The 22870-nt window shown below is 70.1% G+C and carries 20 protein-coding genes; 9 read left to right on the top strand and 11 right to left on the bottom strand.

Features of this window, described 5'->3' with window-relative positions:
* From AB0K51_RS32375 to AB0K51_RS32395, 5 genes are all read right to left on the bottom strand, one after another.
* Positions 1-1473: pyruvate, phosphate dikinase (locus tag AB0K51_RS32375; protein WP_363461435.1), on the bottom strand; the 1473-nt coding region annotated here is incomplete at its 3' end.
* Between the two features lie 565 nt (positions 1474-2038).
* Complete coding sequence (gene dusB / locus AB0K51_RS32380) at positions 2039-3226, bottom strand: tRNA dihydrouridine synthase DusB (RefSeq protein ID WP_363461437.1); 1188 nt, start codon at positions 3224-3226, stop codon at positions 2039-2041.
* A gap of 133 nt (positions 3227-3359) precedes the next feature.
* The gene (locus AB0K51_RS32385) at positions 3360-4103 is read right to left on the bottom strand and encodes a hypothetical protein (RefSeq protein WP_363461439.1); all 744 of its coding nucleotides are present in this window, start codon (positions 4101-4103) and stop codon (positions 3360-3362) included.
* Positions 4104-4252: 149 nt separating this feature from the next.
* Entirely contained in the window at positions 4253-4900 is a 648-nt protein-coding gene (locus AB0K51_RS32390; RefSeq protein ID WP_363461441.1) for a response regulator transcription factor, read from the bottom strand.
* Complete coding sequence (locus AB0K51_RS32395) at positions 4888-6117, bottom strand: histidine kinase (RefSeq protein WP_363461443.1); 1230 nt, start codon at positions 6115-6117, stop codon at positions 4888-4890. The genes AB0K51_RS32390 and AB0K51_RS32395 overlap by 13 nt, the downstream gene beginning before the upstream one ends.
* A 135-nt stretch (positions 6118-6252) precedes the next feature.
* Here AB0K51_RS32395 and AB0K51_RS32400 point away from each other — a divergent pair, with 135 nt between their 5' ends.
* Entirely contained in the window at positions 6253-6735 is a 483-nt protein-coding gene (locus AB0K51_RS32400) for a hypothetical protein (protein ID WP_363461445.1), read from the top strand.
* Between the two features lie 475 nt (positions 6736-7210).
* Here the strand turns inward: AB0K51_RS32400 and AB0K51_RS32405 are convergent, their stop codons facing one another.
* Positions 7211-8062 (bottom strand): helix-turn-helix transcriptional regulator, encoded by an 852-nt coding sequence (locus AB0K51_RS32405; RefSeq protein ID WP_363461447.1) that lies wholly within the window; start codon positions 8060-8062, stop codon positions 7211-7213.
* 158 nt (positions 8063-8220) lie between these two features.
* Between AB0K51_RS32405 and AB0K51_RS32410 the strand changes: the two genes are divergently transcribed.
* The 3 genes from AB0K51_RS32410 to AB0K51_RS32420 all read left to right on the top strand — a co-directional run bounded on the left by AB0K51_RS32410 (position 8221) and on the right by AB0K51_RS32420 (position 12214).
* On the top strand, positions 8221-9597 hold the full coding sequence (locus AB0K51_RS32410; RefSeq protein WP_363461449.1) for an MFS transporter: 1377 nt from the start codon (positions 8221-8223) through the stop codon (positions 9595-9597).
* 156 nt (positions 9598-9753) lie between these two features.
* A complete protein-coding gene (locus tag AB0K51_RS32415; protein ID WP_363461451.1) occupies positions 9754-10350 on the top strand; it encodes an NADAR family protein in 597 nt (198 codons plus the stop codon).
* Between the two features lie 1075 nt (positions 10351-11425).
* Positions 11426-12214 (top strand): hypothetical protein, encoded by a 789-nt coding sequence (locus AB0K51_RS32420; RefSeq protein WP_363461453.1) that lies wholly within the window; start codon positions 11426-11428, stop codon positions 12212-12214.
* A gap of 235 nt (positions 12215-12449) precedes the next feature.
* On the opposite strand, the gene AB0K51_RS32425 is transcribed toward AB0K51_RS32420, so the two are convergent.
* Entirely contained in the window at positions 12450-13832 is a 1383-nt protein-coding gene (locus tag AB0K51_RS32425; RefSeq protein ID WP_363461455.1) for a glycine--tRNA ligase, read from the bottom strand.
* Positions 13833-14098: 266 nt separating this feature from the next.
* Between AB0K51_RS32425 and AB0K51_RS32430 the strand changes: the two genes are divergently transcribed.
* From AB0K51_RS32430 to AB0K51_RS32445, 4 genes are all read left to right on the top strand, one after another.
* On the top strand, positions 14099-15049 hold the full coding sequence (locus AB0K51_RS32430; protein ID WP_363461457.1) for a metal ABC transporter substrate-binding protein: 951 nt from the start codon (positions 14099-14101) through the stop codon (positions 15047-15049).
* Positions 15050-15203: 154 nt separating this feature from the next.
* A complete protein-coding gene (locus AB0K51_RS32435; protein ID WP_363461459.1) occupies positions 15204-16028 on the top strand; it encodes a metal ABC transporter ATP-binding protein in 825 nt (274 codons plus the stop codon).
* The gene (locus AB0K51_RS32440) at positions 16025-17068 is read left to right on the top strand and encodes a metal ABC transporter permease (RefSeq protein ID WP_363461460.1); all 1044 of its coding nucleotides are present in this window, start codon (positions 16025-16027) and stop codon (positions 17066-17068) included. The genes AB0K51_RS32435 and AB0K51_RS32440 overlap by 4 nt, the downstream gene beginning before the upstream one ends.
* 35 nt (positions 17069-17103) lie before the next feature.
* Positions 17104-17523 carry a Fur family transcriptional regulator gene (locus AB0K51_RS32445; protein ID WP_363461462.1) on the top strand — a complete coding sequence of 140 codons (420 nt, stop codon included), beginning with the start codon at positions 17104-17106 and terminating at the stop codon, positions 17521-17523.
* A 149-nt stretch (positions 17524-17672) separates the two neighbouring features.
* On the opposite strand, the gene AB0K51_RS32450 is transcribed toward AB0K51_RS32445, so the two are convergent.
* From AB0K51_RS32450 to leuA, 4 genes are all read right to left on the bottom strand, one after another.
* Positions 17673-18509 carry an isoprenyl transferase gene (locus AB0K51_RS32450; RefSeq protein WP_363461464.1) on the bottom strand — a complete coding sequence of 279 codons (837 nt, stop codon included), beginning with the start codon at positions 18507-18509 and terminating at the stop codon, positions 17673-17675.
* Between the two features lie 2 nt (positions 18510-18511).
* Positions 18512-19258 carry a DNA repair protein RecO gene (gene recO, locus AB0K51_RS32455; protein ID WP_363461465.1) on the bottom strand — a complete coding sequence of 249 codons (747 nt, stop codon included), beginning with the start codon at positions 19256-19258 and terminating at the stop codon, positions 18512-18514.
* Between the two features lie 214 nt (positions 19259-19472).
* Positions 19473-20018, bottom strand: coding sequence for a TerB family tellurite resistance protein (locus tag AB0K51_RS32460; RefSeq protein ID WP_363461467.1), 546 nt, complete (start codon positions 20016-20018; stop codon positions 19473-19475).
* Between the two features lie 521 nt (positions 20019-20539).
* Positions 20540-22321, bottom strand: a complete 1782-nt coding sequence (gene leuA / locus AB0K51_RS32465) for a 2-isopropylmalate synthase (protein WP_363461469.1) — start codon at positions 22319-22321, stop codon at positions 20540-20542.
* Positions 22322-22655: 334 nt separating this feature from the next.
* On the opposite strand from leuA, the gene AB0K51_RS32470 reads away from it, so the two are divergent.
* The coding region (locus AB0K51_RS32470) for a protealysin inhibitor emfourin (protein ID WP_363461471.1) at positions 22656-22870 on the top strand (215 nt) is incomplete at its 3' end.

Here is a 22870-nt window from a genome sequence, read left to right on the forward strand (position 1 = left end):
GTGGACGACATGGCCGTCGGCCGTGGTGAACTTGCGGTTCTTGGTGTCGACCTCGAGTTCCTCGGCGCCACAGACACAGGTCTTGCCCATGCCGCGGGCGACCACGGCCGCGTGCGAGGTCTTGCCACCGCGGGAGGTGAGGATGCCCTCGGCCGCGATCATGCCCTCGAGGTCGTCGGGGTTGGTCTCGCGGCGGACCAGGATGACCTGCTCGCCGGAACGCGACCACTTCACCGCGGTGTAGGAGTCGAAGACCACCTTGCCGACCGCCGCGCCGGGCGAGGCAGCGATGCCGTACGCGACCGGCTTGGTCTCCGAGGTGGGGGCGAAGCGCGGGAACATCAGCTGGGCGAGCTGGCCGCCGGTGACGCGGTGCAGCGCCTCGTCGAGGTCGATCAGGCCCTGGTCGACCAGCTGGACCGCGATCCGGAACGCGGCGGCGGCGGTGCGCTTGCCGACGCGGGTCTGCAGCATCCAGAGCTTGCCGCGCTCGATGGTGAACTCGATGTCGCACAGGTCCCGGTAGTGGTTCTCCAGGGTCTGCATGATGGTCATCAGCTCGTCGTACGACTTCTTGTCGAGCTGCTCCAGGTCGGCCAGCTGGAGGGTGTTGCGGATGCCCGCCACCACGTCCTCGCCTTGGGCGTTCTGCAGGTAGTCGCCGTAGACGCCCTGGGTGCCGGTGGAGGGGTCGCGGGTGAAGGCGACACCGGTGCCCGAGTCCTCGCCGAGGTTGCCGAAGACCATGGTGCAGACGTTGACGGCAGTGCCCAGATCGTTCGGGATGCGCTCCTGACGGCGGTACAGGCGGGCGCGGTCGCCGTTCCAGGAGTGGAAGACGGCGTGGATCGCCAGGTCCAGCTGCTCGCGCGGGTCCTGCGGGAACGCCCGGCCGGTCTCCCGGAGCACGATCGCCTTGAAGGTCTCGACCAGCGCCTTCAGGTCCTCGCCGGTCAGGTCCAGGTCGTTGGCGGTGCCCTTGGCGTGCTTGGCCTCGTCCAGCGCCTCTTCGAACAGCTCGCCGTCGACACCCAGGACGGTCTTGCCGAACATCTGGACCAGACGACGGTAGGAGTCCCAGGCGAAGCGCTCGTTGCCGGACTGGGCGGCGAGCCCGGTCACCGAGGCGTCGGAGAGACCGATGTTCAGGACGGTGTCCATCATGCCGGGCATGGAGAACTTGGCGCCCGAGCGGACCGAGACCAGCAGCGGGTTGTCGGCCTGGCCGAGCTGCTTGCCCATCCCCTGCTCGAGGGCGACCAGATGGCCGGAGATCTCCTCGTTCAGCGAGGCCGGCTCACGGCCGGTCTCCAGGAAGACCTTGCAGGCCTCGGTGGTGATGGTGAACCCCGGAGGGACGGGAAGGCCCAGGTTGGTCATCTCGGCGAGGTTCGCACCCTTCCCGCCGAGAAGATCCTTCAGGTCCTTGTTTCCTTCGGTGAAGGAGTAAACAAACTTCTGCTTCGCCGCCACGGGTCGCTCTCCTCGCACACGGTTGCCCTGACGCCGGAGAACATACCCATTTCGAAGGCCGTGTAGGGGAGCGAATAGCTCGTACGAGCTGCCGAGCAGCCGATTGACCAGCAGATCGAATGCCCGAGTAGGCGTTTGCCTGTCTTCTCGAAATCGTCCGGATGACGCTAGTTATCGTTCAAGAAGTGAAGGCATCGAAACCTGAAGCTCACACGAACCGGACAGAGAGTTACGGCTCTCGCCTCGCCGCGTTTCCCCGGCTTGATTTCCTGCAGCCAGCTGCGCCGATCCACCGAGGGGCCCGTTCGGGAAGCGATCCGGACTTGTACACCTTGGCGAACTCCGCTGACTGACCGTCACTCGCCACGATATGTGGCCAGCGTCACGGACGCATCTCAGCCGTCGAAGCGAGGCCGCCTACGCAAGATGTCGCGTTCCGTTGATGATCCATTGCGTTACGTCGCTGGATTTCGCCTTGAAGGAGCCCGCTTGTCCATCATGGACAACTCCCCTGGGACGCTTCGGCCAGCCTCGATCGAGGCAGCAAATTGCCACTATGGACAGATCATCCACCAGAGGTGTCCGATTCGGCGTCTTCGCCGAGCCGGGCACACTCGTACGGATCGTCCAACCAGCCGTCGGGCAGGACCACCCGGTTGTTGCCGCTGGTCCGGCCACGCGGGCCGTCGGCGCCGAGCGGCCAGTCCTGGTCCTGGTCGACCAGGGCGAGCGTCTCGGTGAGTTCGGTCAGCGAGCTGGCGCTGGCGAGCTTCACCCGCAGCTCGGAGCCGACCGAGAAGCCCTTGGTGTACCAGGCGACGTGCTTGCGGAAGTCGATGACGCCGCGAGCCTCGTCGCCGAGCCACTCCCCCAGGAGCTGGGCGTGGCGCACCATGGCACGCGCGACGTAGCCGAACGTGGGGCGGGCGTAGTCGACGTCGCCCTCGAAGATCGCGACCAGGTCCTTGAACAGCCAGGGGCGGCCCAGGCAGCCGCGGCCGACCACGACGCCGTCGCATCCCGTTTCGCGCATCATCCGCAGCGCGTCATCGGCGGACCAGATATCGCCGTTGCCGAGCACCGGGATCTCGGCCGGGACGGACTCGCGCAGCCTGGCGATGGCGGACCAGTCCGCGGTACCGCCGTAGTGCTGCGCGGCGGTGCGGCCGTGCAGGGCGATCGCCGCGACGCCCTCCTCGGCACCGATCCGACCCGCGTCCAGGAAGGTGAGGTGGTCGTCGTCGATGCCCTTGCGCATCTTCATGGTGACCGGGAGCTCGCCGGCGTTGGAGACCGCCTCACGGAGGATCTCGCGCAGCAGGTTGCGCTTGTACGGCAGCGCGGAGCCGCCGCCCTTGCGGGTCACCTTGGGGACCGGGCAGCCGAAGTTGAGGTCGATGTGGTCGGCGAGGCCCTCGGAGGAGATCATCCGGGCAGCCTTGCCAACCGTCTCCGGGTCCACCCCGTACAGCTGGATCGAGCGGGGCTTCTCGCTCGGGTCGAACTTGATCAGCTGCATGGTCTTGGCGTTCCGCTCGACCAGCGCCCGGGTGGTGATCATTTCCGAGACGTACAGGCCCTTGCCGCCGCTCTGCTCTCGGCACAGGGTGCGGAACGGGGCGTTGGTGATGCCTGCCATCGGGGCCAGCACCACCGGCGGCCAGACCTGCAGCGGCCCGATGTTCAGCGGAGCGAACTCCGGGGCGGCGGAGGCCGTCGGGGTCGCCTGGGCGGAGTCGGGCGTGGTGGTCATGCGCGGCAGATCCTCAACGGGTCGGGCCCCTACGGCGGGAATCGGGACTCTTCATTGTCCCTCACCGGGTGAGTGGCCCAGCCCGGCCATCCACCCGTCGGCCGGGCCGGACGGCGCCACTTCGACGAGCCGCCTATTGCGGGCCGCCGCGGCTGAGCGTGACGGAGCCGGAGGCGGCCGTGACGTCGAGCGAGCGGGGTGCCGAGGAGTCCTGGATGGACGGGTCGACGTCCTGATGGCCACTGGCCGTCGAGAGATCGACCCGGTAGTGGTTGTGGTCGTCGGGGACGGTGAGCGTCAGCCCTCCCGAGGAGAGCCGGGCGGTCACCGACTGGGGTGCGCGGTCATAGCGCAGCACCACCTCGGCGGAGGAGGAGAACACCCTGGTGGTGGGGGCGCTCAACTTGGAGCCGAGGATCTGGCCGGAGCCACCCTTGGCCCAGATCGGTCCGCTGACCGCGATCAGCTCCACTTGGCCCGAGCCGGTCTCCACCGAGGTCTCGCCCGAGATGCCGTGCACCTCCGTTCGGCCGGAGCCGTTTCGCGCGTGCACCACCGTCGCGGCAGGCACCTCTATGTCGAGCGCGACCGCGCAGCCGAGCACCTGGTGGCCGCGTGGGCAGCCTACGGTGACGGCAAGGGCGCCGTCCTTGACCTCCTTGCGCACGGCCGGTCTGCCCAACGCCCACCCGACCCGTTCCTCGACGACGATGCGGTCGCTGCCGCCGGCGCGGATGGTGACCCGGGCCGGTCCTGAGTCGATGTCCAGCCGACTGATCGACTCGAAGTAACTCTGCTCGGCGACGGTCTCCTGCTCGGCCAGCATGGCCCAAGCGGTGGCACCGCCTGACAGCAGTAGGCCGACGAGCACCAGCACGCTGACGATCCGCCAGGTACGGCGCTCTCCTTCGCTGGGCCGTTTCGCCGGAGCGAGTGGCGTGGCCGGCCACCAGGCGGGAAGTCGACCGGGTGCGCCCGACCGCCTGCCGGACCCCGGTCGCCTGTCAGCCGACACCCGCTGGTCGGTCACTGGCCGACCTCCAGGAAGCGAAGCACGGCCAGCACTCTCCGGTGGGTGTCGTCGGCCGGGGCAAGGTCGAGCTTGGTGAAGATCGAGTTGATGTGCTTGGCCACTGCGCTGTCGCTGACCACGAGGGATTCGGCGATCGCGGTGTTGGAGCGGCCTTCTGCCATCAGCGCCAGCACGTCCTTCTCACGGGGTGTCAGCCGGTGCAGCGGATCGCGGTCGCGGCGGAGCAACAGTTGGGCGACCACCTCGGGGTCGAGGGCGGTGCCGCCCTCGGCGACACGTTGGAGTGCCTCGACGAACTCGTCCACATTGGCCACCCGCTGCTTCAGCAGGTAACCCACGCCGCTGGTGTTGGTGGACAGCAGGTCTGCCGCGTAGCGCTCCTCCACATACTGCGAGAGCAGCAGTACCGCGATCTCCGGCCACTGACGGCGAATGACCAGGGCGGCACGGACGCCCTCGTCAGTGAAGCCAGGTGGCATCCGGACGTCCGCCACCACGATCTGCGGGCGGTGCTCCTCCACCGCGGTGAGCAGCGCCTCGGCGTCGGCGACCGCAGCTGCGACCTCGTAGCCCTCGGACTCGAGGACCTTGACGATGCCGACCCGGAGGAGGACCGAGTCCTCGGCGATCACAGCTCGCATGGCAGCTCCATGGTGAGGGTGGTGGGGCCCCCGCGGGGGCTGGTGATGGCGAACGAACCGTCCACCGACGCGGCGCGCTTGCGCAGACCGGTCAGGCCGGTGCCGCGATCGGAGTCGGCGCCGCCGATGCCGTCGTCGGTGACCGTGATGAGGAGTCGGTCGTCGCGTCTGCGCAGGGTGAGGTCCACTCGGGACGCCTTGGCGTGCTTGGCCGCGTTGGCCAGCGCCTCGGAAACGGTGAAGTAGGCGACCGCCTCGACGGTGGGGGCTATCCGGCCGGTCAGCTCGACGGTGAGGCGGACCGGGACGGGGCTGCGGGCGGCGATGCCGGAGAGCGCGGCGTCGAGTCCTCGGTCCTCCAGGACCACCGGGTGCAGTCCGCGGATCAGGTCGCGCAACTCCTCGATGGCGGCTTGGGACTCCTCGTGCGCGGCGACGATCACCGCCATCGCGTCAGGTGGGACGTCCCGCAGCGTGCGGCGGGCGAGGCCCAGGTTCATGGCCAGCGACACCAGGCGTTGCTGGGCGCCGTCGTGCAGGTCGCGTTCGATTCGGCGGCGCTCGGCGTCCGCCGCATCGACCACGCCGGCTCGGCTCTCCGCCAGTTCCTCGACCCGCTGCTCCAGTACCTCGGTGCGGTTGGGGCCGAGCAGGACGCGGACCGTCCACAGATCGAGCAGGGCCGGGCCGGCCGCGAGCCAGGGCGCGGCGGCGAGCAACAGCAGACCGGCCAGCGTGGCCAGCATGCCGTAGCCAACCCAGCCCGACCGCGTGTGGAGCGGATTGTCGGCCGGCATCAGCCACACCCAGCCGAAGAACGAGACCAGAACGGCCCCGGCTCCCCACAGGCCGAGCACGACCATGGCGCAGAGCATCTGCAGCGGGGCCACTACCAGGTGGTAGACAGCCTGACGCCATGTCAGGCCCGCAGTGATCCTGGCCAGCCAGCCCGCGCCGGGCGGCAGTCGACCCGGGATCTCGACCCCTCGCAGCGTACGGACCCGGCTGCGTTGGAGCGTGGTCAGCAGGTCGAGGCAGGCGGCCAGCAGGAGCAGCCCGAACAGCATCCCGCTCACAGGCAGGCTGACGACGAGTAGACAGGGCAGGCCGAGCGGGAACCCGGCTGCCAAGAACAGCGAGTCCCGTCGGGCCGCCACGGACCAACGGGCCAGCGCCGAGCTGCGGCGGGCGGGTTGGCGCAGGTGCGACTGGAACATGCGGCACAGCGTAGAGGCGGGTTGATCAAGGCTTCCATGGTGCCCACGTCCGTCTTTGGGGTGTACCTAGCTACACCCCAAAGACGGACGTGGGCGCTACCGACAAGATCTTTGCGTCTCGCGATTCTTGACGGCATGACGAACACGAACCTGATGCGTTGCGGCCGCGGTCCCCTGTTCCACTCCCGCGGTCTGGTCACCGGCCCCGCCGACCCGGTCCTCGGCGACGACCTGCCCGGACAGCTCTCCCTCGTGGGCCCGTGGTCGGTGCGACTGCGTACTGGCCGACGAGCCGCCATGGAGGTGTACGAGCACGGCGAGTTGCTCGATGTGGTGGTCGAGTCCGGACTGAGTCGTGCCCTTCTGCGCGGGGCGCGGCGAAGTAGGGGCGGCGGGCCCGAGCCGACCGCCTGTGCCTGGGGCAGGCTGCCCTCGTGCGGGGCGGCGCCGACGGTGGGCTTCCTCGGCGGCGGCCTGCGGCGGCGGGCTGAGACGACCGCCGAAGTGCGGAGCTCCGGACCGTTCTGGTTCGCCTCGGCAACGGGACGGTTCCGCTGGGTACGAGCCCAACCGGCGGCCTGCTGCGCCGAGCACGTCGAGTTGGGGAGGGCGGCATGACCATGGGCATGAGCGTGGCCACCGTCCCGGCTTTCCGCCGTCTCGGCTCCGGTACGGCGCAACGGCCGGGTGGGGCGATATCCGCGCCTGGACGAGAGGCTGCGCCGCGGCTGGAAGTGCCGTTCCTGGCCAGCGGCTTGCTGCTGCTGCCCTGGGTTGCCTGCTTGGCCGCGGTGCCGGGTGGGCTGCCGTGGGCCGTGCTCGACCTGGTGGAGGCGGCCGCGCTGTTGTCCACAGCCGTGATGTTGCGACGGGGCCGCGACGTCCGGTGGCCAGCCGCGCTGGCCGCGGTGCTGCTGACGGCTGACGCGGGGTGCGATCTCGCCACCGCCGTCGGTGGATCCGGGATAGCGGCCGCCCTGCTGATGGCGGTCGGAGCGGAGTGCCCGCTCGCCTTGCTGTGCTGGTCGGTGGCCTTCGAACCGTCCGGTCCGACAGCCGTTGCCGGCAGGGCTGCCGACTGGTGGGTCAGCAGTCAGGCTCCGGCGGCGAGTTGCTGGAGCCGGGCCCGGGTCTCGGCGTCCTGGGGCACGTACCCGATCAACCGGGTTCCGGTCCGAGGGCCGAGCCACAGGTTGGTGTACTCGAAGCGCAGCGGGCCGACCTCCGGCAGTACGAACTGCTTGAGGCCGTTGACCAGCCCGGAGACCTCGTGCAGTTCCCATGCTTCCCGGAAGTCCGGGGAGACCTTGAGCAGTCGGCCGACCAGTGACTTCCACGACGGTTCCGCCGCGTGGTCGGCCATCGCGGTGCGGAACCGGGCCACCACGCCGGCCCGGGCCGCCGCGCAGTCCGCCAGATTCCGAGCGAACGGAGTGTCAGTGAAGAGCATCCACATGATGTTGCGGTCCTCTTCGGGGATCACGTCCAAGTCCCCGGTGAGCCAGGTGTACGCGCGGTTGTACGCCAGGATGTCGAACCGGCTGCTGATCACCACCGCGGGGAACGGGTCCAGCTGTTCCACCATCGAGCGCACGGCCGGCGAGACGGTGGCGCACTCCTTCACCGGCACGGGGTCCTCGCTGCCCGCGAGAGTGAACAGGTGCGAGCGCTCGTTGCGGTCGAGCAGCAGAGCCCTGGCCACCGCATCGAGGACCTGGACCGACACCTGGATGTCGCGGCCCTGCTCGAGCCAGGTGTACCAGGTGACGCCCACCGCGGCGAGGCTGGCGACCTCCTCGCGGCGCAACCCGGGCGTGCGGCGGCGGCCCACCACCGGGAGGCCGACCTGCTCCGGTGAAATGCGTTCCCGCCGGCTGCGCAAGAACGTGGCGAGCTCGCGCCGCCGCTCCGCGGAGGGCGTCTGAAGGTCCACAGCAGTAGCCATGCCACCAGGATGACCCATCACTGATCCTGTTGCCAGGTAGTCGTTATACCCGGATAACTACTCTCTGGTACCAGGTTGAGAGGAGCCCCATCGTAGTACTCGTGACTCAGCAGACAGTGCTTCCACATATCCCGTCGCCGGTCCGGCCCGCGGTGCCCGTGCTGGGTACCGCAGGCCTGGTCACCGTCCTTCTCGGCGCGTTCCTCCCGATGCTTGACTTCTTCATAGTGAACGTCGCGCTGCCGACCATCGACCACGATCTGGTCGCCGGCCCCGCCGTGCTCGAACTCGTCGCGGCGGGCTACGGCATCGCCTTCGCCGTCCTGCTCGTACTGGGCGGGCGGCTGGGCGACACCTACGGACGTCGTCGGCTGTTCATCGCCGGAGCGGTCCTCTTCGCCCTCACCTCGCTCGCCTGCGGTGTCGCCCCCACCGCCTGGACCCTGGTCGCCGCCCGGGTCGCACAGGGAGCCTCCGCCGCGCTCCTGCTCCCGCAAGTCCTCGCCACCATCACCGCCACCACCAGCGGTCAGCAGCGCGCCCGTGCCCTCGGCATCTACGGTGCGGTGGGCGGCATTTCGGTGGTGATCGGCCAGGTCCTCGGCGGGCTCCTGGTATCGGCGGACCTCTTCGGCAGCGGATGGCGCTCCGTGTTCCTGCTGAACGTCCCGTTCGCGCTGCTCACCGCGGTCCTGGCGGCGCGCTTCGTCCCGGAGAGCCGGGCTCAGCAGGCGGCCGGGGTGGACCTACCCGGCACCGCCCTGCTCACCGCTGCGCTGCTGGCCCTCTTCGTCCCGCTGATGGAGGGCCGGGCAGTCGACTGGCCGGTGTGGACCTGGGTCTCACTGGCGTCGTTCCCGGTGTTCGCGGCCGCCTTCCTGCGGGTGGAGCGGAAGGCCGAGCGTGAAGGGCGAGTCCCACTCGTCCCGCTCTCGCTCCTCGAAATCCCGGAGATGCGGCGCGGCCTCGGCGTGGCGGTGCCCTACTTCACCGGGTTCGGCGGCTTCATGTTCGTGATCGCGCTGACGCTGCAGAACGGACTGCACGAAGGCCCCGTGGCGGCCGGGTGGGCGCTGGTGCCCATGGCAGTCGGCTACTTCAGCGCCTCACTGGCCGGACCGCGGCTGGTCAGCCGGTTCGGCAGCCGGGTCATCACGGTCGGCGCAGTTGTCCAGGGGCTCGGGCTGGTGACCTTGATCGGCACCGCCCTGGGCGACTGGTCGCACTTCTCGCCGCTGCGGATGCTCCCCGGCGTGGCCCTCGCAGGCATCGGGCAAGGCCTGGTGGGCATGCCCCTGTTCCGGGTGGTCCTCTCCCGGGTTCCCGCCGAGCGGGCGGGGGTCGGCAGCGGGGTGCTGGCGACCACTCAGCAGTCCAGCCTGGCACTGGGAGTGGCGACGCTCGGCACGCTCTTCATCAGTCTCGTCCCCGCGTTGGGAATGGCGAACGCCCTGGCTCTGGTGCTGGCCATCCAGGCGCTCGGTTCCCTGCTGATCGGGTGGCTGAGCATCCGGCTTCCGCGCTCGGTCGGATGACGCCCCGCGGACCGATACCCGAGGGGCCTGCGGCGAGGCCGGTCCGATGGCATCGGCAGTCCGACGTCACCGCAGCCGGGTGACGCCGGACTGCGCCGGGCGGGCCTGCCCGGAAATGGCGAGACCGATGCTGCGAGCCGATGACAGGATGACGACATGACCACTGACCAGCCCGTCCTTCCCACCGAGGCGCGAAGCCGCGAGCAACTGGAGGCCGCGCTCGCGTCCGGCGCCCGGGCCAAGTACCTGCTCTTCTGGGGCCACCGGCCGCAGCGGGACGGTCGGATCGGCGCCGGGTCACTCAGCCAGTGGTGGCCGTCTCCGTTCACGGTCGACGGGGTCGAGTACGCCACCGCCGAGCACTGGATGATGGCCGGCAAGGCGCGGCTGTTCGGTGATGAGGAGATCGTCCCGCGGATCCTCCAAGCCCGAACCCCCGCCGAGGCCAAGAAGTTGGGCCGGCTCGTCACGGGATTCGACGAGCAGCGGTGGGCCGCGCACCGGTTCGAGCTCGTGGTGGCGGGCAGCGTGGCCAAGTTCAGCCAGGACGAGCGGCTGCTCGACTACCTGTACGGCACCGCAGGTCGGGTGCTGGTCGAGGCCAGCCCAGTCGACCGGGTCTGGGGAATCGGCCTCGCCGCCGACGACGACAGGGCCACCGATCCCACCACATGGCGGGGGCTCAACCTGCTGGGCTTCGCCCTGATGGAAGCCCGGGACCGAATCCGGGCCGGGGCACCAAACCACGACTGAGGTGCCGAGTCAAGACCGAGGCACCGAGCCATGACTGAGGCGCCGAGCCATGACCGGAGCGCCGATTCATGACCGGAGCGCCGATTCATGACCGGGACCAGATCGACTCCTGACTAATCGTCACATCGCGGAAACCTGCCTGACCTGCTGGTTCACGAAGTCCGTCGCCACCGGCCCGGCGTCCACCAAATCAGCCGAACTTCTGCACTACTCCAGCCACTCGCATTCCCATCTGGAAAAGGTCCAGACTTGCTCCCGTAACGTGGCCGCCGTACGGCAGCGCCAGGATGGCCACCAATCGTTGTTTCGGGGACCAGTCGGGTGGCCCCCGATGGAGGGGTCAGGGCGGGGCGCGATGACCGTACGCGATCAAGGGCCGGATTCGGCCGATGTCCAAACACTCCGAGCGGAGTTGGACGAACTACTCAGAGCACGAAAATTCGCCGCACAGCGCGAACGACGACTCGCCGAGGCAGTCCGAACCGGGCACGAGCCCGATCACGCGCCGGCCTACGGTCGGCCTCCACGACAGCCCGACCCTGATCTGCTGCGGCAACTGGCCCAGGCCCAAACCCTCCGCGAGGGCCTCGGGGCGCGGTGCGTCGAACTGAGTGACCGTCTACAGGCGGCGGAGGGACGGTTACACGCGGATCGCCTCAGCGACCGCGCGCTGTCCGTCCAGGACTATGCCTCGGGTGCCGTCAGCGGCGGGCAGGTCGCCGCTCAGCGGCCGGGCCCGGATGCCGCCCGATTCCAGGCCGAGCAGCGGGACACCAGCGCGGCGTTCGCCGAGCCCCGCAGGCGGGAGACTCCGGGCTGGGCCCGGACACCGCGCGGGCAGGCTTCAACGCTCGTTGGACACAACGGCAATCCCGCGTCTCGACCGGGCGTCAGCACTCCCGGCAGACAACCGGGACAAGCCGCAGGCCCTGCCCCCGATGACCGCTGGGGTGCACCGGCCGGCGGCCACCCGGCGACGCGTGACTCATTCCAGACAGTCGCATTCCAGACAGGTTCGGTCCAACCCGGCGTGAGCCGCCCCGGGCCGGACCACCGCGAGACAGCGGAGGCAGCCGTGGACACCACTCGGGCATCCGGTGCGGTGCGCTCCCGGACAGCCGCGGAACTGACCGGGCTGGTCCAGCGGATCACCGAGCTGCACCGACAGGGCGCGGCGCACGAGTCCGCGGCGATCGTCGCGCAGGTCTCCGTGATGGTCACCCCGGTAGACCTGGCGCGACTTGCGGGCATGCTGCGGGAGGGGGGACCGGCCGGTTCGTCGACCTACCTGGCACGGTCGGTGGCGCTGGGTACACCCGGGCAGGCTGCGGACGCCCTCGCGGAGCTGCGACGCGAGGGACTGGTCGAGGAGGCTGCCGACCTGTTCCACACCCTGTGGTCGGTGGGCTCGGAGGCCCTGCCCGGGCTGCTGGCCGCTCTGGAGGAGTCCGGGCAGTCCGCGGACGGGCAGACCCTGCTGTGGGAGCGCGCCTCGGCACCGCCCGCTGAACTCGCGGAACTGGCCGACCACTTGCGCACCGCCGGACGGTCTGAGGATGTGCGGAACCTGCTGCGGCAGGCGGCGGGTCGGCCGGTCAAGGAGGTGGCATCGATCGCGACCGCGCTGGGCGGGGAGTTGGCGGTCGAGTTGATCGGCGAGGTGGTGCGGCTGCGCTCCGCCACCGACCTCGGCCAGTTCGGCGCAGCGATCAACGACGCCGTGGAGCTGTACGACGCCCTGCTGTTCGCAGCCGACGCCCTGGAGGAGAGCCGGGCCCGCAGCGCCTTCGCCGCCCTGCGCTCGGCCGGGCTGCCCACCGAACCGGCACCGCGTCCGCGCTCCCGGTCCCGCCTGCGCCGCTGAGAACACGAGCCCGCTGCGGCCTGGTCGACAGGCCCAGCGGGCTGCCAGCCCCTCCCCCGAAGTGGGCCACGGGACCGGCCACGGACCAACCAGCGAACCGGAGAGCCAGCCGACTGGGAACCAGAAGGCCGACAACAGAGGCCCGAGACGCCACCGGCCGGTGGGCCTGCGATACGCGATCGCGGGCCCACCGGCCGGGAGGCTGGTGCTGATTGAGGCGCTGATCGAGACGGTGTCAGCAGCCGATCAGTCGGGCGCCCAGGTAGGACTTCACCTGGTCGAGGGACACGCGCTCCTGCGCCATCGTGTCACGCTCGCGTACGGTCACCGCGTTGTCCTCGAGGGTGTCGAAGTCGACGGTGACGCAGAACGGGGTGCCGATCTCGTCCTGGCGGCGGTAGCGCTTGCCGATCGCGCCGGCGTCGTCGAACTCGACGTTCCAGGCGGTCCGCAGGTCGGCGGCCAGGCCGCGGGCCTTCGGGGAGAGGTCGGCGTTGCGGGACAGCGGCAGCACCGCGACCTTGACCGGGGCCAGGCGCGGGTCGAGCCGCATGCCGACGCGCTTCTCCATGACGCCCTTGGCGTTCGGCGCCTCGTCCTCGAAGTAGGCGTCGAGCAGGAAGGCGAGCATCGCCCGGTTGAGGCCGGCGGCGGGCTCGATGACGTACGGGAAGTACCGCTCGCCGGATTCCTGGTCGAAGTACTTCAGGTCCTGGCCGGAGTGCTCGCTGTGCACCGTCAGGTCGTAGTCGGTGCGGTTGGCGATGCCCTCGAGCTCGGAGAACTCGCTGCCGCCGAAGTTGAAGCGGTACTCGATGTCCACCGTGCGCTTGGCGTAGTGGGACAACTTCTCCTTGGGGTGCTCGAAGAAGCGCATGTTCTCGGTCCGCAGGCCGAGGTCGACGTACCAGTTCCAGCGCTGCTCGAGCCAGTACTCGTGCCACTTCTCGTCCTCGTCCGGCTTGACGAAGAACTCCATCTCCATCTGCTCGAACTCGCGGGTGCGGAAGATGAAGTTGCCGGGCGTGATCTCGTTGCGGAAGCTCTTGCCGACCTGGGCGATGCCGAACGGCGGCTTCTTGCGCGAAGTGGTCTGGACGGCGCGGAAGTTGGTGAAGATGCCCTGGGCGGTCTCCGGGCGGAGGAAGGCCAGGCCGGACGCGTCCTCGGTGACACCGAGGTGCGTCTTCAGCATGCCCGAGAACTCCTTGGGCTCCGTGAAGGCGCCCTTGTTGCCACAGTGCGGGCAGTTGATGTCGGCCAGGCCGTTGGCGGGCAGCTTGCCGTGCTTGGCCTCGTACGCCTCTTCCAGGTGGTCGGCCCGGAAGCGCTTGTGGCAGGAGAGGCACTCGGTCAGCGGGTCGTTGAAGGTGGCGACGTGACCCGAGGCCTCCCACACCTCGCGGGCGAGGATCACCGAGGAGTCGAGACCGACGACGTCCTCCCGAGCGGTGACCATCGCGCGCCACCACTGACGCTTGATGTTCTCCTTGAGCTCGACTCCCAGCGGACCGTAGTCCCAGGCGGCACGAGTACCGCCGTAGATCTCGCTGCAGGGGTAGACGAAGCCACGGCGCTTGCTCAGGCTGACGATCGTGTCGATCTTGTCGGCGGCCACAGTGCTCTCTTCAGTACGACGGCACGGTCAGGACGCGGCTGGTTGCACGCGCCCGAATAACTCAGGGTACCGGGGATGCGGGGGCGGGATTCAACTCGATAGTGGCACGGAGGGGTCGCGGCTGGGCTGTACCGGGAGTGAACACCCGTGCGTTCCCCGGCGTGTTGGGGGATGGTGCGGTGAAGAGGCGGTGCCCGGACAGTGTGACGGCGGCCCTTCGAAACGCAAGTTGACAATCATTTCCAGATAAGATGAGAATGGTTGTCATGAAGATTCGCCGCCTGCCCACCTCGATAGCCTTGGCCGCCACGGCCGTTGTCAGCTCTCTCGTGCTCTCCGCCTGCGGCGGATCCAGCAGCGCTGCCAGCAGCGACAGCGGCGGCAGGCTGAGCGTGGTGGCGTCGTTCTACCCGATGGAGTTCCTCGCCCGACAGATCGGCGGGGACCACGTGAAGGTCACCGACCTGACCGCCGCCGGAGTCGAGCCGCACGACCTGGAACTGACTGCCAAGCAGGTCGCCGCAGTGCAGAAGGCCGACACGGTGGTCTACCTCAAGGGCCTGCAGCCGACGGTCGACAAGGCCGTGGCCCAGTCGCACGCCAAACACGTGGTGGACGCCACCGCCGCCTCCCCGCTGGTCGACCACCACCTGGACGAGGGCACCACCGAGGCGGAGGGCCACGAGCACACCGACGCCGCCGGCGACCCGCACATCTGGCTGGACCCCACCCGCTACGCGGCAGTGGCCCAGGCGGTGGGCGCCGAGCTCGCCAAGGCCGACCCGTCGCACGCCGCCGACTACCAGCACAACACCGACGCGCTGGTCGCCCAACTGGCCACCCTGGACCAGGAGTACCGGGATGGCCTGCAGAACCTCAAGACCAAGACGTTCGTCACCAGCCACGCCGCCTTCGGCTACCTCGCCGACCACTACGGGCTGAACCAGGTCGCCATCAACGGCGTCGACCCGGAGGCCGAGCCCACCCCGTCCCGGCTGGCCGCGATCCAGCAGGCCGCCAAGCAGAACGGCGTCACCACCGTCTTCTTCGAAGCCCTGGTCAGCCCCAAGCTGGCCCAGACCGTCGCCGGCGACCTCGGGCTGAAGACCGCCGTGCTCGACCCCCTGGAAGGGGTCAAGGAGCAGGACAAGAACGACTACTTCTCGGTCATGCGGCAGAACCTCGCCAACCTGCGGTCCGCGCTCGGCGCGAGCTGACCAGCCACCGACCTCACCACCACCGACCGGCCGTAACGACCGGCCGTAACCGACCGGCCACCACCGACCGGCCGGAACCGACCAGCCGGAACCGACCAGCCACCGGCCCCAGCGACTTCGACACCCCACCAGCTAACGGGAAAGCGAAACCACCATGAGTGCTGTCACATCAACGGCAGACTCCGACCAGGCGTGGCACTCCTCCACCGAGGAGGCCGCGCCCGCGGTCGTCAGTCTTCAGGGCGCCGTGGCCACCGTCGGGGGACGGCCGGTGCTGCGCGGCGTCGATCTCACCGTCCGGCCGGGCGAGGTGGTGGCCCTGCTGGGCGCCAACGGGTCCGGCAAGTCCACCACGGTCAAGAGCGTGATCGGATCGGTGCCGCTGGAGAGCGGCAGCCTGGAGCTGTTCGGCCGGCCGCAGCGCCGGTTCCGGGAGTGGCACCGGATCGGGTACGTGCCGCAGCGGACCACCGCGGCCAGCGGGGTCCCGGCCACCGTGCGCGAGGTGGTCTCCACCGGGCGGCTGCCCCAGCACGGGCTGCTGCCGTTCCGCCGCAAGGACCGGGAGGCTGTCGACCGGGCGCTGGCCGCGGTCGGGATGCTGGAGCGGGCCCGCGACGGGGTGGCCGCCCTGTCCGGCGGACAGCACCAGCGGGTGCTGATCGCCCGCGCCCTGGTCGGCCGACCGGACCTGTTGATCATGGACGAGCCGATGGCCGGCGTGGACGTGGACAGCCAGCAGGTGCTCGCCGACATCCTCCGCCGGGAGGTCGAGCGCGGCTGCGCGGTGCTTCTGGTGCTGCACGAACTCGGGCCGCTGGAGCCGCTGATCGACCGGGCGGTGGTGCTGCGCGACGGCTGTGTGGCCCACGACGGACCGCCGCCGCGGGGCGTCGGGCAGCACGCGTTGCCCGGCCACGACCACGTCCACCCGCACGCCGATGACCACCACCGCACCACCCAGGGACTGCTGGCATGATCGAGATGTTCCAACCCGACTTCATGCAGCGGGCGTTCGTCGCCGCGGTACTGGTCGGCATCACCGCACCCGCGGTCGGCATCTACCTGGTGCAGCGCCGCCAGGCGCTGATGGGCGACGGCATCGGGCACGTCGCGCTGACCGGCGTCGGTCTCGGTTTCCTGTTCCAGGCCAACCCGATCTGGATGGCGGTGCTGGTCTGCGTGCTCGGCTCCGTCGTGATGGAGCTGGTCCGCTCGCGCGGCAACCAGCGCGGCGACATCGCGTTGGCGATGCTGTTCTACGGCGGCATGGCCGGCGGCAAGCTGCTGGTCTCGATGAGCAGCCAGGCCGGCAGCGGAAGCCTGGAGAGCTACCTGTGGGGCTCCATCCTCACCGTCGCTCCCGAGGACCTGGCCGTGATCGGGGGCCTGGCGGCGGTGGTCGTCGCGGTCACCCTCGGGCTGCGGCGTCAGCTCTTCGCGGTCTGCCAGGACGAGGAGTTCGCCCGGGTGACCGGTCTGCCGGTGCGGGTGCTGAACCTGCTGCTGGCGGTGATGGCGGCGGTCACCGTCACGGTCGCCATGCGCGTGGTCGGCCTGCTGCTGGTGAGCGCGCTGATGGTGGTCCCGGTCGCAGCGGCGCAGCAGCTGACCCGGTCCTTCGCGGCGACCCAGGCGGCCGCGGTGGGCATCGGCGTGGTGACGGCGCTGTCCGGCGTCGGGGTCTCCTACCAGGCGGACCTGCCGTCCGGCCCCACCATCGTGCTGCAGGCGATCGCGGTCTTCGCCCTGTTCAGCGCGGTGGCCGCGCCGCTGGCCCGGCGGCGGCACCGGGCCGCCACCGACCACGGCCCGGCGGTCTGCGACGTGGCGCTGCCCGCACGTCCCGCAGGTCCCGCACAGGGAACGGATGCGGACGTGGCCACCGCAGCGGTCGGGGAACTCGCCGGGCGACGGGACGGTGAGTCGGCCGGGCAGCGGGTCGTGACCGCCGGACAGGTGGTGGCGGAAGCACCGTCGTCAGGGGAACCGCTGCCAAGTCGGGGGCTGGCACAATGATGTGCGAAACCACTCGACCAGCAGGAGGACCCACGGTGACCACCGCAGGCCCGTCGCCCCGCGCTCGTTCGACTCGGCAGCGCACCGCCGTCTCGGCGGTGCTGGACGAGGTCGAGGACTTCCGCAGTGCGCAGGAGCTGCACGACATGCTGAAGCACCGGGGCGACTCGGTCGGTCTCACCACCGTGTACCGGACGCTGCAGTCGCTGGCCGACGCCGGCGAGGTGGACGTGCTGCGCACCGCCGAGGGCGAGGCGGTGTACCGCCGGTGCAGCAGCGGGCACCACCACCACCTGGTCTGCCGGCACTGCGGGGCGACGGTCGAGGTCGAGGGGCCGGCCGTCGAGCGCTGGGCCAACGCGGTCGCCGCCGAGCACGGCTTCAGCGACATCGCGCACACCCTGGAGATCTTCGGCACCTGCGGCGACTGCGCCGCCAAGCACCAGTCCCAGTAACGCAGCAACGGCGGCGGCAGCGACAGCGACGACTGCAGCATCCGCCACGGCGGCAACGACAGCCGCAGAGAGACACGCGGAGACACACAGAGGGCCCGGATCGGATGTCCGATCCGGGCCCTCCGGTCGATCAAGGGGCTGACGAGGTGTCAGCGCTGCGGCGGCACGTCGGCGCCGGGGGCGACCTCGTTGGGGATGGCCCCGCCGAAGCGGCGGTCGCGCATCGCGTACTGCTCGACGGCCCGCCACAGGTCGCGGCGGTCGAAGTCCGGCCAGAGCACGTCCTGGAACACGAACTCGGCGTACGCGGACTGCCAGGCGAGGAAGTTGGAGGTGCGCTGCTCGCCGCTGGGGCGCAGGAACAGGTCGACGTCCGGCATGTCCGGGTAGTAGAGGTACTTGGCGAACAGCTTCTCGTTGACCTTCTCCGGGTTGAGCTTCCCGGCCGCGACGTCCCGGGCGATGGCCAGGGCGGCGTCGGCGATCTCGGCCCGGCCGCCGTAGTTGACGCAGAAGTACAGCGTCATGGCGTCGTTGTTCTTGGTCTGCTCCTGGGCGATCTGGAGCTCCTGGACGACGCTCTTCCACATCTTCGGCATCCGGCCGACCCAGCGGATCCGGATGCCCATGGCGTCCATCTCGTCGCGGCGGCGGCGGATCACGTCCCGGTTGAAGTTCATCAGGAACTTCACCTCGTCCGGGGAACGCTTCCAGTTCTCGGTGGAGAAGGCGTACAGCGAGAGGTTCTTGACCCCGATCTCCAGGCAGCCGCGCAGCACGTCGAGGACGACGCCCTCGCCGACCCGGTGGCCCTCGGTGCGGGGCAGACCGCGCTCCTTGGCCCAGCGGCCGTTGCCGTCCATCACGACGGCCACGTGGTTCGGGACCAGCTCGCCGGGGATCTTCGGCGGCCGGGCACCGCTCGCGTGCGGGGCCGGGGGCTCGTACGCCCGCTGCTTGCTGCCGAACAGCCGTCGCGCGACCATGCTCACTTCTCCACGTATCTCATCGAGCGGATGCCCCGCTCCAGGTGCCACTGCAGGTAGGCGGCGACCAGCCCGCTGCCCTCGCGCCAGTACCTCGGCTCGCAGTCGTCGGCGGTCCGCCAGTCTCCCGACAGCAGCGCACCGAGCAGTACCAGTGTCTCAGGGGAGGGTACGGCACTTCCGGGGACCCGGCAGTCGCCGCACAGCACGCCGCCGGCCTGGAGGGAGAAGAAGCGGTTGGGGCCGGGCAGCCCGCAGCGGGCGCAGTCGGTGAAGCTGGCGCCGTAGCCGTTGACGGCGAGCGAGCGCAGCAGGAAGGCGTCCAGCACCAGGTGCGACTGGTGGGTGCCGGCCGCCAGCGTGCGCAGGCCGCCGACCAGCAACAGGTACTGCTGGACGGCGGGTTGGCCCTCGTTCTCGGCGAAGCGCTCGGCGGTCTCCAGCATCGCGGTGCCGGCGGTGTAGCGGCTGTAGTCGTCGACGATCCGGGCGCCGTAGGGGGCGATGGTCTCCACCTGGGTGCACAGCGGCAGGGTGCGGCCGACCAGGTCGCTGCCGCGGCTGAAGAACTGGATGTCGACGTGCGAGAACGGTTCGAGGCGCGCGCCGAACTTCGACTTGGTCCGGCGCACACCGCGCGCCACCGCCCGCACCTTGCCGTGCTGGCGGGTGAGGAAGGTGATGATCCGGTCGGCCTCGCCGAGCTTCTGGGTGCGCAGCACGATGCCGTCGTCGCGGAAGAGACTCATGGTGAAGCCATTCTCCCGCACCCCACCGACAGTCCGGGGGCACCCGGTCGAGCGCCCGGCCGCCCGGCCGGTACGACCGCAGCCGTGAACCCGCACCGGGGTTGTGGGGGGTTAACCCGTGCGGTGCGGGACACGGCGGGCCCGGGAGGGGGGATGTTCGGGCCCGGCTCGTGGGGTGGGGAGGACGACGTGGAGAACGAGAAGGTGGAGCGGGTCAGTGCGGGGCGCGGGTCGCGGCTTCCAGCAACTGGTCGACCTGCGCGGCGGAGAGCTTGAGGCAGCGGCCGACCACGCCGAGCGCGGCCCGCTCCTGCGGGAGGTAGCGCCCGTCGGCGAGCGCCACCCAGGCGCCCTGGGTGAGCAGCCGCTCCCGACCCTGCAGGGCCAGGTGCGGGGCGAGGGGTTCGAGCGCGGCGTGCAGTTCGACGGCGAGGCCACCGCCCTCGACGTCCACGTCCAGCGGTTCGCCGCCGCCGTGGCCGGAGAGCGCGGCGAGCGCCGCCAGCACCTGGGCCTCGCCGCAGTCGTCGAAGCCCGCTTCCTTGATCACCGCGCAGGCGGCCTCCCGGCCGGCCCGGCTGCCGGTGCCGCCGGCCGCGAGGGCGGCCAGCGCGATGGTGTACTGCGCGTCCCGAAGCATCGCGCCGAGTCGGACCGAGGTCAGTTGCTCCAGGGCGTCGGTGCCGTAGCGGCCGCGGCAGGAGGTGCACTGCACGCTGCGGGCCACGCCGGCGAGCGGCAGGACCGGGGTGCCGAACAACCGCAGCCACCGCCGGCCGTGCTGCCGACGGTAGTTGCGGTCGCCGCCGCAGCCCGGGCAGAAGAATTCACCGAGGACATCCGTCCGCCAGCGAGGGCGAACACCCCACAACCCTGTCACGGCGCCACTCCCCAGACATGGCAGGCGGCCTGCACATCAATGGGCAGGTCACGCGACCGAACGCCGGAGGCCGTCCCACCGACCCCGGTTCCGGTCCGTCGATGTTGCCACGGTTACCGGCCCGTGTCAGCACCCTGAACGGGTGCCAAGGCGAAAATTTGTGACGGGGGCCACACCGTTCTCAACACGCTGCTCGAACGCCCGCGCACCCCATCGGCCCCGCCCGGAGCGCCCCCTCCGCGTCATCCGGAGCGCCCGCTCCACGCGACCCGACGGCCCGTCAAACAAGCGTCGCAGCAAGGAAGGAAGGAAGAACGGCGCAGCGAGACGCGAAGCGGAGCAGCACGGCGGAACGCGAAGGGGGCCCGCGGTGCGGGCCCCCTGGCGGTGGATCCGGGGCGTCAGTCGCGCTGCGCCCGGTTGACCGCGCTGACCAGGGCCTTCAGCGAGGCCAGCACGGTGTTGCCGTCGATGCCCACGCCCCACAGCACCTTGCCGTCGACCGCGCACTCGACGTACGCGGCGGCCTGGGCGTCGCCGCCTTCGCTCAGCGCGTGCTCGGCGTAGTCCAGCACCCGGACGTCCACGCCGATCGAGCCCAGCGCGTTGACGAAGGCGGAGACCGGGCCGTTGCCGGTGCCGGTCAGGGTGACCGGGTCGCCGTTGACGACGGCCTCGGTGGTCAGCGCGTCGCGGCCGTCCTCGGTGGTCAGGCTGCGCGAGCCGCTCAGCGAGATCCGGCCCCACGGGTTGGCCGGGGTCGGCAGGTACTCGTCCTGGAAGACGTCCCAGATCGCGCCGGGGGTGACCTCGCCGCCCTCGGCGTCGGTCTTCGCCTGGATGATCTTCGAGAACTCGATCTGCATCCGGCGCGGCAGGTCCAGCTTGTGGTCGTTCTTCAGCACGTAGGCGATGCCGCCCTTGCCGGACTGGCTGTTGACCCGGATGACCGCCTCGTAGCTGCGGCCGACGTCCTTGGGGTCGATCGGCAGGTAGGGCACGCCCCAGGTGTACTCGGAGACGGGGACGCCCGCTGCGGCGGCGTCCGCCTCCAGGGCGTCGAAGCCCTTCTTGATCGCGTCCTGGTGCGAGCCGGAGAAGGAGGTGTACACCAGGTCGCCGGCGTAGGGGTGGCGCTCCGGCACCGGCATCTGGTTGCAGTACTCGGCGGTGCGGCGGATCTCGTCGATGTCGGAGAAGTCGATCATCGGGTCGACGCCCTGCGAGAACAGGTTCATCCCGACGTTGACCAGGTCCAGGTTGCCGGTGCGCTCACCCTGGCCGAACAGGCAGCCCTCGACGCGGTCGGCGCCGGCCATGACGGCCAGCTCCGCCGAGGCGACGCCGGTGCCGCGGTCGTTGTGCGGGTGGGTGGACAGGCAGACGAACTCGCGGCGGGACAGGTTCCGCGACATCCACTCGATCTTGTCGGCGTAGACGTTCGGGGTGGAGCGCTCGACCGTGGTCGGCAGGTTCAGGATGATCTCGCGGCCCTCGCCCGGCTGCCAGACGTCCATCACCGCCTCGCAGACCTCCAGTGCGAAGTCCAGCTCGGTGTCGATGAAGATCTCCGGCGAGTACTCGTAGCCCAGGACGGTCTCGTCGCCCAGGATCTTCTCGGCGTACTCCATCACCAGGCGGGTGCCGTCGACGGCGATCGCCTTGATGTCGTCCTTGCTGCCCTTGAAGACCACCCGGCGGAACAGCGGCGAGGTGGCGTTGTACAGGTGGACGGTGGCCCGCGCCGCGCCCTTCAGCGACTCCACGGTGCGCTCGATCAGGTCCTCGCGGGCCTGGGTCAGCACCGAGATGGTGACGTCCTCCGGGATCGCGTTCTCCTCGATCAGGGAGCGCACGAAGTTGAAGTCGGTGGCGCCGGAGGACGGGAAGCCGACCTCGATCTCCTTGTAGCCCAGCTTCACCAGCAGGTCGAACATCTTGCGCTTGCGGGCCGGCGACATCGGGTCGATCAGCGCCTGGTTGCCGTCCCGCAGGTCGGTGGACAGCCACCGCGGGGCCTGGGTGATCACCTTGCTCGGCCAGGTGCGGTCGGGCAGGTCGACGGTGCCGAAGGGTACGTAGCGGTGGAACGGCATCCCCGACGGCTTCTGCTGCACCGAGGCGGCGGTGATCGGGGTGGGACGGTCGACGAACGCGCGGGCGACGGACGGCTGCTCGGTCATGGGTGAGAGTCTCGGCTTCCCTGGGTCGAAGGCGGTGTGTGGTCGGGGATACAGGACACCCGACTCGGCCGACGGACGTGCGCCGCTTCACGATCACGCTGGGCGCAACACGACTCCCCGCGGCGAGGGAGCCGGCCTTGACTGGACTACAGGCCCTCGCCGCGGCAGCTAAGAAGAAGCAGCCGGATACGCATGATGTCGCCAACTGTAACCCGAGCGAACGGCCGGACGCAGTGAGCGCCGCCACGATTCCACCCAGTGAGACGACGACCCGGTGCGTGGAGTTGGTGAAAAGCCTCGGCAAACCCCTTCACTGCGTAGCACACTGACAACCATGCGTATCCAGGTCACACGTACCGGCGGCTTCGCCGGCCTGCTCCGGTATGCCGAACTGGACACCGCCGATCGCCAGGACGCCCCGCACGTGCACGCCCTGGCCCGGGAGGCGGTGGCCGGCGGGCTGCGCGGGCCCGCGTACGGCGTACCGGACGGCTTCCACTACGAGATCACCGTCGACGGCCGCACGGTCTACTGCGCGGACCCCAAACT

The sequence above is a fragment of the Kitasatospora sp. NPDC049285 genome, from assembly GCF_040678815.1.
Taxonomy (GTDB): Bacteria; Actinomycetota; Actinomycetes; order Streptomycetales; family Streptomycetaceae; genus Kitasatospora.